Raw genomic sequence first — 12,217 nt, 5'->3', positions numbered from 1 at the left:
TATGTGGCCTGAAAGTGCTGAATCTCCCGCGCCGCTTAGAACTGGTTTAACCACTGGAACCTGCGCGACGGCTTGTTGCGTTGCCGCCGCGCAAGCACTTTTTGCCCAGAAACAAGACGCCACGGTCAGCGTCACCTTGCCCAAAGGCAAACAAGTTGATTTGCCCATTATTGAATACCAAGCGATTGAGGGTGGTTTTAAAACCGCCACCATCAAAGACGCAGGAGACGACCCTGACGCGACTCATGGCGCGACCTTATTTGTCGAACTGAGATTATCTCCAAAACACGGCGTTCGTTTTCATGCGGCGCAAGGGGTTGGCACGGTGACTCGCACTGGCTTATTGCTTGATGTGGGCGAACCCGCGATCAATCCTGTGCCGCGAAAAATGATGACAGAACATTTAAAAGGCTTTGCGCAAACTTATCAGTACCAAGGTGGATTTGACGTTTCGGTTGGCGTGATCAATGGCGAGCAAATCGCGCAAAAAACCATGAATCCTCGATTGGGCATTTTGGGTGGTTTATCGATTTTAGGCACAACGGGCATTGTGCGGCCCTTTTCCTGTGCGGCGTATATCGCCTCGATTCATCAAGGCATCGATGTCGCGCGAGCCAACGGCATTACGCACATTGCTGCGACCACAGGCAATGCCAGCGAAGACGCGATAAAAAATCATTACCAACTGGACGACATGGCACTTATAGAAATGGGTGACTTTGTCGGCGCTGTTTTAAAGCATATTAAAAAAGTGGAAAAAACAGACTCGATCCAGTTAAGAAAGCTCAGTATCTGCGGTGGCTTCGGTAAAATCAGTAAACTGGCGCAAGGCAATATGGATTTGAACAGCCGAGTGTCGAGCATCGACCTTGGTGCGTTGGCAGAGCTGGCCGCGACCTTGGGTGCCAGCGATGCCTTACAAAGCAAAATGACCCATGCTAATACCAGCGTGGAAGCGTTATCTTTCGCTTCTTCGGCAGGGTTAGAACTCGCCGATGCCATTTGTCAGCAAGCCTTAACCTTTGCTCGAAAATACATTCCTGATCACATGGCATTGGAAGTTTGGGCGATTGATCGCAAAGGACAATTTGTAGGCAAAGCCGTAGACGGCAACATAGGCAGCCTGGGTGAAGCACCATGAAAATTTTATTGCTTGGTGGTACCGCCGATGGCCGACGTTTAGCGGACGCCTTTTATCAAGGACAGCACCAGTCTGGGCTAAGCGTAATTTACAGCCTAGCGGGTTTGGTTCGTGTTCCAAAAGTCGATTGTCAGCTCGTTGTTGGTGGCTTTACGCAATTTGGTGGTTTGGCGAATTACATACGGGACAACCAGATTGGCGCGATTCTCGATGTCACTCACCCTTACGCGCAAACCATGAGCAGCAAAGCGGTGGACGCGGCGCGCGTTGTTGGCATTCCTTGCTGGCGCTTCCATCGTCCTGCTTGGCAGCAAAAAGACGGCGATGTGTGGCATTACTATCAGACAGACGATGACTTATTGGCGCAATTGGATGGTTTTCATGTGCCATTATTAAGCGCAGGTCAGATGAGTGAAACCTTACTAACACAAATTCTACAGCTGCCGAGTGTGGAACGAATTGTCTGGCGTACGGCCGTTGAGCCCAAATTTGCATTGCCAGATAACATAGATTGGATAAAAGCCATCGGGCCTTTTGCGCTAGCAGACGAACGTCAGTTATTAAGTGAGCAAGGCATTGATGTGATCGTTAGTAAAAACAGCGGCGGCTCTGCAACCTACTCAAAACTGGAAGCGGCGTGTGAATTATCGATTCCTGTTTTGCTGCATAGCCGACCCACATTGCCAGCCGCCGATCGAGAATTCAGCGACACACAAGATTGCCTACAAGCCTGTTTAGCGGCGTGGGGCAATACTCATTCTAAGAATCAACAAAAAGACAGCCAACAGTGACTCCTTCAGACGACTATAAATACGAAAACAATCCACAAGCCATCGAGCACGACAGTTTTAGACAAATCCGTGAACTCACCGATTTGTCGGGTTTAAGCCAAGACCAGCAACAAGTGGTAATGCGCGTGGTGCACAGCCTTGGTTTGCCTGATGTGGCTGAGCAAGTGCGATTCAGCGCCAATGCTACCCAAGCCGGACGTGACGCATTAGCGAACCACTGTGCGATTTTGTGCGATGTGGAAATGGTCAAGCAAGGTGTGACTAAGCGGATGATCAGTCGTGACCCTTTGTGTTTTTTGAACGATTCGCGAACCGCTGAGTTAGCCAAAAGCAAAGGTGACACACGTTCTATGGCAGCATTGAGTTTGTGGCAAGACGACCTTGCTGGCAGCGTGGTGTTAATCGGTAATGCACCAACGGCCTTGTTTCGTTTATTGGAAATGATCGCCAATGGCGCGCCTAAGCCCGCATTGATTATCGGCATGCCAGTGGGGTTTGTCGGCGCGGCAGAATCGAAAGACGCCCTTTGGCAAGCGCATGAAAAGCTGGGTATTGAATGCATTACCTTACTGGGCCGCATGGGCGGAAGCGCGGTCACCTCGGCCAGCTGTAATGCTTTGTTGCGCTGTAATGTGGACGAGTATTATTGATTGGGAACTAAGCTCGTTTTTTTGTTCCTTCCCCTTATCTTCAAGGGGAAGGTTAGGATGGGGTTGTTAGCTTTTGACCCCCTCCCAGCCTCCCCCTTGACAGGGTGAGGAGCAGACTGCGATGTTCTAATGAAGTACAGATACCTCGTTCCTTGGTGCGGGGACATTGAATGGAAGTTAGGTTAATGACAGAAACACAAATGCCAATCCATGTAATCGGCCTTGGTGTGAACGAACACGCGAACCTTGATGCGTCTGCGCAAGCGGCATTGGCAAGCTTATCTGAGCAAGACATCGTGCTGGGTTCGCCTCGTCAACATGACACCATTGCGGCGTATTTCCACAAGGCTCAGCGTTGTGATTTGCCCAAGCTCAAGCAGCTAGAAGGCGACTTTGCGACGTGGCAAACCCAAGGCGTAACACAGGTGGTGGTGTTGGCGTCGGGTGATCCTTTGTATTACGGTATTGGTGCTTGGTTAATGCGTAATTTTTCACCCGAAAACCTGATGTTTTATCCGAATGTTTCCAGCATTCAAGTGGCGTGTCATCGTTTAGGGTTGTCCTTACAAGACGTGAATGTGGTCAGCCTTCATGGTCGTCCATTGTCGAGTTTGCGCCGTCATTTGCAGTCGAACAGCACTTTAGTGTTATTGACCGATCAATACAGCCAACCGAAACACATTGCTCAAGAGTGCGTGCAAGCGGGTTTGGGTCAAAGCGAGATCACAGTGTGTGAAGCCTTAGGTTACGAGCAGGAAAAGGTCCGCTCTTTTGTTGCCCAGACCTTGGTTAAAACCGAAGTAGAGTGTGATCCGCTCAATGTGATCGTGGTGAAAACCAGCCCACAAACCTCACTTTATCCAAGCTCGGTTGGCATTCCCGATGCGTCTTTTATCACCGACAAAGGCGACGGCAAAGGCATGATTACGAAGCGAGAAGTGCGCTTGGCGATCTTGTCTTATATGAATATCGAACAAGGCGATACCGTGTGGGACATTGGAGCGGGTTGTGGTGGTGTGAGTGTTGAAATGGCGTACTGGCATCCGCGCAGTCACATTATTGCCATTGAACATCATCCAGAAAGGCTCGCCTGTTTAGCGGCCAATCAAGACCGTTTTGGCGTAATCCAGAACCTATCTATCGTCGCGGGGCGAGCGCCCGACGTGCTGGTGGATTTGCTTTCGCAGCATAATGGGCAGAATACAATACCCAACAAAGTATTCATTGGCGGCAGCGATGGCGAACTAAACGCCTTGATGACGCAAGTGTGGAATAGATTACCTGCTGGCGGCAGCTTGATGGTCAGTGCGGTGACGGAAGACACTAAATTTCAGGTAATGCAATTCGCGCAACAGCGTGACAAAGTGCAAGACGCAGACGAACAAAGCCTGCAAGTGTCCATTGCCAAAGGTGAACGTTTAGCGGGGCAGCGGTTATTTCGCCCCAATTTACCGGTCACGCTTCACCATTTTAAAAAGCATTTTGAAGAACACATGACCAAGACAATCAATAAGGAAAGTGCACAATGAGCGCCTCTGCTACAGTACAAAAAACAGGCCGATTCATTGGCGTGGGTGTCGGCCCTGGAGATCCAGAGCTGATTACACTCAAGGCATTGCGTTTGATCCAGCGCGCAAGTGTGGTGAGTTACCTTGCCAACGACGAAGGTGGCTCCCAAGCGAAAACCATTGCCAGTGAAGCCTTTGCTGGCGTGACGCACGTGCAAAATGAAATCGCCATCGTCATGCCCATGTCGACGGATCGCTCTTTGGCGAATGAAGCCTACGACAATGGCGCAAACGCCATTGCCGCTGAATTGGAACAAGGCAAAGACGTGGTGTTTTTGTGCGAAGGTGATCCGTTATTTTTTGGTTCATTCGCGTATTTATTAGAACGCTTAGAAGGCGATTTTCAATGCCAAGTGGTGCCGGGCGTTTCGTCTATTAATGCTGCGTCTTCAGCGTTAAATCATCCGCTTACCGTGCTAAAAGAATCCTTCGCCGTGGTCAGCGGTCGTCATTCCGCTTTGCAGATTGATACCGCCTTGGAACAACATGACAGCGTAGTGATTATGAAAGCAGGGCGCGCTCGCCCTCGCATTCTCATGGCGCTGCGCAAAACCAACCGCATGCAAGACGCCAAATACCTAGAATACATTGGTCGCGAAAACGAACGCATCGTACGCGATGTGTCGACCTTGGAGGACAAAGCCGGTCCGTACTTTTCCTTGTTTGTGGTGACAAAAAGCGAGCGAGGCACACGGTGATACGCATTGTCGCGCTAACCCCCGCAGGGAAACAACTTGCTGAACGCTTACAAGCGGAATGGCCAGAGGCGAATAACCTTGAGGTGAGAGTAGATTACAAACCCAAGCCTTTTGCACAGTTCGTACAGACGGCGTTTAAGAATGGCGACTGGTTGGTGTTTATTTGTGCGACAGGCATCGTCATGCGAACCCTAGCGCCAGTGATTCAAGACAAATACCAAGACCCGCCAGTCTTGGTTTTGGACGAAGAAGGTAAGTTCGTTATTCCGTTGTTATCAGGTCATGAAGGCGGTGCCAACGAGTGGGGCGCGCAAGTGGCAAACTCCCTCGGCGCGCAACTGGTTATGACCACAGCGAAACCTTACCTGAACCCTATTTACACCTTGGGAATGGGCTGCGAACGCAACTGCCCACTGGAATTTCTTGAAAGCCTCATGCTTGATGCCCTTGCGCAAAAAGGCTTAACGCCAAACGACATTCATTCCTTAAACAGCATCGACATCAAAGCGGATGAAACCAACCTGATCGCTCTCGCCGCAAAATACCACTGGGACTTCAACACCTACAGCGCCCAACAACTCGCCCCGATGGAACCACTTCTTAGCACTAAATCGGACTACATATTCAACACTGTTGGCGTCTACGGCGTCGCCGAATCCGCCGCGCTCTTGGCTGCAAAGTTGGCGGTTGATTCAGAACCCGAATTGATTTTAGAAAAGATTAAAAATTCTAAAGCGACAGTAGCTGTAGCAAGAGGCTTTGAGTCGTAGTTTTAATAGATAAAGTACTTTAGTATGAATAATCAATTAATTTTTTGAAGGATACTTGTTTATGGAAGATCAAGTTTTAGTCGTTATATTTATTCTATTTTTAGCTTTAGCTACGACAATTTACTTTGCTTTTAAGTTGAGAGTCCGGCTTAGGGCAATAGAACTAAAGTATTCAAAAATTCTGGATGTAGATCTAGAAGTTGAAAAATCTAGAGAAGAAAAAGACGCTATAGATCAAGATATATTGTCGCTTCGAGAAAATTATAAAGAAAAACGAATTTTATTTGAAAGAATAGTTAAAGAAGCTGCAATCTATGATGAAGAGATACAGCTTGCCGAATTAGGTTTTTATAAACCTCACTTTGATTTTGGCACTTCTGAGAAGTACAAAGATGAAATTTCAGCAGTTAAGAAAAAACAAAAGGAATTAGTTTCATCTGATAAAGCTATTTTTTGCACTACTGAGTGGACTGTTGAAGGAAGTAAAGCAAAAGGCAAAATAATGACGAATCGTGGGATTAGATTGACCGCAAGAGCATTTAATAATGAATGTGATGCTGCTATTTCTAATACAAGATGGAATAACGTTGATCGAATGGAACAACGAATCGAGAAAGCTTATGACGCTATTAACAAGTTGAATCAATCAAGTGCAATAATTATCTCGAATGAATACTTTCTACTAAAACTAAAAGAGCTTCGTTTAGCTTACGAGTATGCTGAAAAGAAACAGCATGAAAAAGAAGAGCAACAAGAAATTAAGCACCAAATGCGAGAAGAGGCTAAGTTTGAACAAGAAGCAGACAAAGCTTTTAAAGAGGAAGAAAAATATAACAAACTTTTAATGAAGGCTAAGGAAGAGGCCGAAAAGGCCACTGGAACTAAACTTGAGTCTCTTCAAGAAAAAATATCCAGGTTACATCAAGAGTTAAGCGATGCTCATGAGAAGTCTGAACGAGCAAAGTCTATGGCGGAACAAACTAAACGAGGCCATGTTTATATTATTTCTAATATTGGTTCATTTGGGGAAAATGTTTATAAAATAGGTATGACTCGACGCTTAGAGCCTTTAGATAGAGTTAAAGAGCTTGGGGATGCTAGTGTACCTTTTGTATTTGATGTTCATGCTATGATTCACTCTGAGGATGCTCCTGCCTTGGAAAACTCCTTACACAAGAAGTTTGATCAACAAAGACTTAATTTAGTGAACTCAAGAAAGGAGTTTTTCAATGTAAGTCTGATAGATATAGAAAGTGAAGTTAAGAACATTTCACCAGAAGCAGAGTTTATTGAAACTGCAGAAGCTAGAGATTTCCGAGAATCATTGAACATAATATCTCAGCGGGAAAAATCACAAAAAATGAGTGATTTAAAAAAAGTATTCCCAGAAGAAATTTAGCTCGAGAATCAATTTTAATTCAATGGTTGGCTCTTATGCATGGAAAATTTGCTGCTAGCAACCCTAGAAAAAATGACATTCCAACGAGGTAGGCGATAGTTTCGAGGAGGAATGTCATTTTCTTCGATTACTTACTGAGAACCTAATCTAGAAGACTAAAACAACACTCCTACTCATAGTTCTTCTTCGCTTTTGTCACTTTTTCTAAGTACATCTGAGATTCAGATCGAGGATGGTCGTATCTGAGTTTTTTATAAACATTGCTCACGGAGGTTTGGTTAAGCTTTTTCATGGCGGTTGTTCTGTTGCTGTCGAAGGTTTTCAGTACGTTGCCTGTGCCGCCGTTGTAAGCGGAGATCATGGAATATTCTTGGCTGGTTTTATTGGTGACTTTGGCGAGATAGCGTGTTTGTAAAATATAGAGGTAAGCGCTGCCAATATCGATGTTGTTGGCAGGGGAAAAGAGCACTTCTTTGGTTGGCTGGCCGGACTTTTTCTTCACTAGGTTGTACACGTCTTTGCCTGCGGTGGCGGGCACCACTTGCATCAAACCATAGGCGTTTGCTGGGCTGACGGCGTAAGGGTTAAACGAACTTTCGGTTTCGATGATGCCATAAATGAGCGCGGGTTCTAGGTTATAGCGATTGGCGGCGGCAATGACGTAGTCGCTGTATTTTTCTTGGCGAAGGTGTTCGTGCTGTGCAACAAGATCGAATTCAACGGCGTAAACCGTTTTGCCGTTTGATTTGGACTTTTTAAGTTTGTTGGTCACAAGGTAATTTGAGTAACGTTCTGCTCGCCAGCGATACTGTACGAGCTTTCCATCGTGGTCCATGACTTGAGGGTACAAAAATGGCACACCTTCGGTATTCGGAGCGGCGCTGGAAAAAATATCGGTTTTAGTAGGATCGGCTGTTGTGAGTAGTGTGGTTGCGACGGCTTGTTTTAAGGTATCAAGCGGTGAGTTTGTGGTGAGTGTTTCGACTCGGACTGTGCCTTTATCAAAGTCGACAATCGTTCTGGCTTGGTAGTCGTTGGTGTATTTTACGTACTTTTTCTTATCAGGCAGCTCGCTATTGCCTTTGCCCCATTTCTTATTCACTTTCAGATCAAGGTCAGCGTACAGGGCTTTTATTGTTTTAATGTCTGCTCTAATGACGTCTCTGGTGACTTTGGCTTGTTTCGCGATGGCTTTTACATCGTCAATGTCGCCGGCGTCTTTTATTTGTTCGGATAATTCTTTCACGGAATCCACAGAGTCAAATGACAGCGACAAGGATTGGCAGCCACTTAATGCGAATAACAGGAAGCCAATGGCGATAAAGGCGAATCGGCGAGCAATATTATGAAACATTTAGTGGCTTCTCATCCTTCTGTATTATTTTGACGCGTTGGCTTTACGCGCTTGATGCAGTTTTTTATAACTTTCGATCAAGCGTAAGTGCGGTTCGATACCTTCAAGTTGCATGCTGGTTTTGGTGAGTCCATAAAAACGCACGTCACCTGTGACGGAACCGACAACGTTGTCGATAACGTCTTTACCAAACATACGACTGAAACTGTGAATGAAGTCGTTAAGCTCCAGTTCTTCGTCTAACGTGACTTCCAGTACCGCATTCATGGCTTGATAAAACAGGCCGCGCTTTACGGTATTGTCGTTAAATTGGAGAAACTCACCAACCAGCTCTAAGGCGTCTTCATGGGCGCCAAGTGCCAAGTAAATCAGGATCTTAAGTTCCATAATGGTTAATTGGCCCCACACGGTATTTTCATCAAATACAATGCCAATTAAGGTCGGAATGTCGGTGTAGTTATCGAGTTGGCTGTCTTCTAAACGGGTGACCAAGTTGGCGAGTTGCTTGGCGTTTAAAGAATGCAGATTCAAGATGTCTTCGCGATAATCCAGAGATTTGTTGGTGTTGTCCCACACCAAGTCTTCTACAGGATAAATTTCCGAATAATCGGGCACGAGAATACGACACGCCGATGCGCCTAAGTCCGTAAATTCGGCAATGTACACTTCTTTTTCGAGCGTTTCTAAGATGGCGAATAGGCTGTTGGCTTCTTCTTCGCTGGTGCCAGAAAAATCCCATTCACAGAAATCATAGTCGTGCTTACTGCTAAAGAAGCGCCATGAAATGACTCCGGTTGAGTCAATGAAATGCTCAACAAAATTTTCAGGTTCGCTCACCGCCATGCTGTTAAACGTTGGTTTGGGGACATCGTTCAAACCTTCAAAACTGCGGCCTTGAAGCAACTCGGTTAAGCTGCGCTCTAACGCGACTTCAAGACTTGGGTGCGCGCCAAAAGAAGCAAACACGCCGCCTGTTTTGGGGTTCATCAGTGTGACGCACATCACAGGGAATTGGCCACCCAGCGAGGCGTCTTTCACGACGATCGGAAAGCCTTGTTCTTCTAAGCCGTTGATGCCAGCAAGAATGCTAGGGTATTTTTGCAAAACCTCCATCGGCACATCGGGCAAGACGATTTCATCTTCGATGATTTGGCGTTTTACGGCGCGTTCAAAAATTTCCGACAAGCATTGTACGTGGGCTTCTTGCAGGTTGTTGCCGGCACTCATGCCATTGCTTAAAAAGAGGTTTTCGATGAGATTGGAGGGAACGTAAACCGTTTCGCCATCGGATTTTCGAGTGTAAGGGATCGCACAAATGCCACGTTCTTTATTGCCTGAGTTGGTGTCGATTAAGTTCGAACCGCGTAATTCGTCGTCTGGGTTGTAAATGTCTAAACAATATTCATCCAGAATGCCGGCTGGCAGGGAATCGTCTTCGGTTAGCGCAAACCATTTTTCATTTGGGTAATGCACGAAGTCGCTGTTGGCGATGTCGGTTCCAAAGAATTGGTCGTTGTAGAAAAAATTGTTGTTCAGGCGTTCGATAAACTCGCCTAGAGCGGAACATAAGGCGCTTTCTTTCGACGCACCTTTGCCGTTGGTAAAACACATTGGTGAGGCGGCATCGCGAATGTGCAGCGACCAAACGTTGGGTACGATGTTGCGCCACGATGAGATCTCAATTTTCATGCCTAAGTCGGCCAGTAAGCCGGTCATATTGGCAATGGTTTGTTCGAGCGGAAGGTCTTTGCCCAGAATTACTGTGCTTGCGGCGCTGTCTGGTTGTCCCATTAACATCGCGTTGGCGTCTGCGTCTAAATTCGCGACGGTTTCGATTTTGAATTCCGGCCCTGTCTGCACGACTTTCTTTACGGTGCATCGTTCAATGGAGCGCAAGATGCCTTGGCGGTCTTTGTCTGAAATGTCGTCTGGTAGTTCGACTTGAATTTGGAATATTTGATTGTAGCGATCTTCAGGATCGACAATGTTGTTCTGTGACAGACGAATGTTGTCGGTGGAAATGTCACGAGATTTACAATATACCTTGACGAAATACGCTGCGCACAGCGCTGACGAGGCGAGAAAGTAGTCAAATGGGCTGGGTGCAGAGCCATCGCCTTTGTAACGGATCGGCTGATCGGTGATAACGGTAAAATCGTCAAATTTGGCTTCAAGTCTTAGATTGTCGAGAAAGTTAACTTTGATTTCCATTGAATAGTATTCCACTAAATAGGCGAATTGCTCTGCCAAGACTTTTCATTGCCTAGGAGTGAGTCATTGGGGGGAATTATCGGTGATAGAGGGGGCTGAGTAAAATCAAACTGACCCTTCTTATAGAACTAAGTACCATTCGGCGGACTTTTTTGTTCTTTAAACGAGTGAATGGGTTGTGTCGTGCTACTCGTGACCATTTTCCCTGCTTCATATCAGTACTGTTTGAAATATAAACAGCAATCGGGAAGGAAAGGCCTATGATGATAAAAAGGGCCAATGTACTGAACGAACGCATTCGTAAGATTAAACTGGCGGCGATAGAAGTGAGGTTGTATGGAGTTTAAAGACTATTACAAAATTCTGGGTGTCACTGAACAAGCCGATGCCTCCACGATAAAAGCGAGCTACCGCAAGCTCGCTAGAAAATATCACCCTGATGTCAGTAAAGAAGCCAATGCTGAGCAGCAATTCAAAGAAGTAGGTGAAGCGTATACGGTATTGAAAGATCCAGAAAAACGCGCTGAATACGATGTATTGCGTAAGCAAGGTAGTCATCGAGCAGACGGTGGTTTTCAGCCACCGCCAGATTGGCAATCTTCTCATTCAGGTCAACGCTCATACAGTCACAGCAGCGATGGCGATTTCAGTGATTTTTTTGATTCTATTTTTGGGGCCAGCGGCGGTGGATTTCGTCAATCGGATGGCTTTCAACGCTCGGCGAGTCAACGAGGGCGTGATGTAAATTATAAAATCGCGTTGTTTCTTGAAGAGGCGTATGAAGGGTGTCAGCGACAAATAGCATTGCGGGTTTCTGAACCCGATCAAAATGGTGTGATGCGACAAAGAGATAAAACACTCAAGGTTAAAATTCCCGCAGGCGTTACACAAGGTCAACATATTCGTTTGGCTGGGCAGGGCGAGTTAGGCGTTGGTGGTGGTAAAGCAGGGGATTTATTGCTTGAGATTGAATTTGCACCGCATCCTTATTTTGCGGTGGATGGTGCGAATATTCTACTGACGTTACCGGTGGCTTGTTGGGAAGCCGCGTTAGGCGCGACGGTAGAAGTGCCCACTATCAGTGGGAAAGTGAAGCTCAAAATACCTGCTGGTTCCAATAGCGGTAGTAAACTGCGAATCAAAGGCAAAGGCTTGGCTAAAAAAGGTGGGGAAGTCTCTGGCGACCAAATCGTTACTTTGCAGGTCAGTTTGCCAAAAGCACACAGCGATGAAGCCAAAGTACTTTATCAGCAACTTGCTGAGAGTGAATCGAACTTTAATCCACGACACATTTTCGAGGGGTAGAGCATGTCTAAATCAGAGATAGTGGTGATTGAGTCTCAACATGAGCATGTGTTGTTTACCTTAGAAGAAGTGTGTGAACGCTGTGGTGCTCATACGGACATCATTATTGAAATGGTGGAATACGGCATTGTTGAGCCAGTTGAACAACCGTCACCAGAGGATTGGTATTTTAACAGCCAAGCGTTGGTGAGATTGCAGCGTGCGCAAAGGCTGATGAATGAACTGGAATTGAATTTGTCCGGTGTGGCATTGAGCCTAGAGTTATTGGATGAAATTGACGATTTACAAAAACACATTGCTTTACTCAGTAGCCAGTTGCCTTAAATGAAT

11 protein-coding genes are annotated in these 12,217 nt (G+C 46.3%); 9 read left to right on the top strand and 2 right to left on the bottom strand.

Annotated elements, in window-relative coordinates:
- Nucleotide 1 precedes the first annotated feature (1 nt).
- From D104_RS35010 to D104_RS34980, 7 genes are all read left to right on the top strand, one after another.
- A complete protein-coding gene (locus tag D104_RS35010) occupies nt 2-1,141 on the top strand; it encodes a cobalt-precorrin-5B (C(1))-methyltransferase (protein ID WP_024025343.1) in 1,140 nt (379 codons plus the stop codon).
- Nucleotides 1,138-1,932, top strand: coding sequence for a precorrin-6A/cobalt-precorrin-6A reductase (locus D104_RS35005; protein ID WP_024025342.1), 795 nt, complete (start codon nt 1,138-1,140; stop codon nt 1,930-1,932). Before D104_RS35010 ends, D104_RS35005 begins: the two co-directional genes overlap by 4 nt.
- The gene (locus D104_RS35000) at nt 1,929-2,582 is read left to right on the top strand and encodes a precorrin-8X methylmutase (protein ID WP_024025341.1); all 654 of its coding nucleotides are present in this window, start codon (nt 1,929-1,931) and stop codon (nt 2,580-2,582) included. The genes D104_RS35005 and D104_RS35000 overlap by 4 nt, the downstream gene beginning before the upstream one ends.
- Nucleotides 2,583-2,767: 185 nt before the next feature.
- Nucleotides 2,768-4,111 (top strand): precorrin-6y C5,15-methyltransferase (decarboxylating) subunit CbiE, encoded by a 1,344-nt coding sequence (gene cbiE / locus D104_RS34995; protein WP_235075962.1) that lies wholly within the window; start codon nt 2,768-2,770, stop codon nt 4,109-4,111.
- Nucleotides 4,108-4,848 (top strand): precorrin-2 C(20)-methyltransferase, encoded by a 741-nt coding sequence (cobI, locus tag D104_RS34990; protein ID WP_024025339.1) that lies wholly within the window; start codon nt 4,108-4,110, stop codon nt 4,846-4,848. The genes cbiE and cobI overlap by 4 nt, the downstream gene beginning before the upstream one ends.
- Nucleotides 4,845-5,618: a cobalamin biosynthesis protein gene (locus D104_RS34985; protein WP_024025338.1), complete on the top strand. Its 774-nt coding sequence runs from the start codon at nt 4,845-4,847 to the stop codon at nt 5,616-5,618. The genes cobI and D104_RS34985 overlap by 4 nt, the downstream gene beginning before the upstream one ends.
- A gap of 61 nt (nt 5,619-5,679) precedes the next feature.
- Nucleotides 5,680-7,017 carry a DUF4041 domain-containing protein gene (locus D104_RS34980; RefSeq protein WP_024025337.1) on the top strand — a complete coding sequence of 446 codons (1,338 nt, stop codon included), beginning with the start codon at nt 5,680-5,682 and terminating at the stop codon, nt 7,015-7,017.
- Between the two features lie 169 nt (nt 7,018-7,186).
- Here the strand turns inward: D104_RS34980 and D104_RS34975 are convergent, their stop codons facing one another.
- A complete protein-coding gene (locus tag D104_RS34975; RefSeq protein ID WP_024025336.1) occupies nt 7,187-8,371 on the bottom strand; it encodes a murein transglycosylase domain-containing protein in 1,185 nt (394 codons plus the stop codon).
- A gap of 24 nt (nt 8,372-8,395) precedes the next feature.
- Nucleotides 8,396-10,582: an OsmC domain/YcaO domain-containing protein gene (locus tag D104_RS34970; RefSeq protein ID WP_024025335.1), complete on the bottom strand. Its 2,187-nt coding sequence runs from the start codon at nt 10,580-10,582 to the stop codon at nt 8,396-8,398.
- A 336-nt stretch (nt 10,583-10,918) separates the two neighbouring features.
- Between D104_RS34970 and D104_RS34965 the strand changes: the two genes are divergently transcribed.
- Together D104_RS34965 and D104_RS34960 are read left to right on the top strand one after the other, a co-directional pair.
- The gene (locus tag D104_RS34965) at nt 10,919-11,887 is read left to right on the top strand and encodes a DnaJ C-terminal domain-containing protein (RefSeq protein WP_024025334.1); all 969 of its coding nucleotides are present in this window, start codon (nt 10,919-10,921) and stop codon (nt 11,885-11,887) included.
- A gap of 3 nt (nt 11,888-11,890) precedes the next feature.
- Complete coding sequence (locus tag D104_RS34960) at nt 11,891-12,211, top strand: chaperone modulator CbpM (protein WP_024025333.1); 321 nt, start codon at nt 11,891-11,893, stop codon at nt 12,209-12,211.
- Nucleotides 12,212-12,217: the final 6 nt, after the last annotated feature.

Source organism: Marinomonas profundimaris, assembly GCF_000508165.1.
GTDB lineage: Bacteria > Pseudomonadota > Gammaproteobacteria > Pseudomonadales > Marinomonadaceae > Marinomonas > Marinomonas profundimaris.
This window is presented reverse-complemented; position numbering and strand designations above follow the sequence as displayed.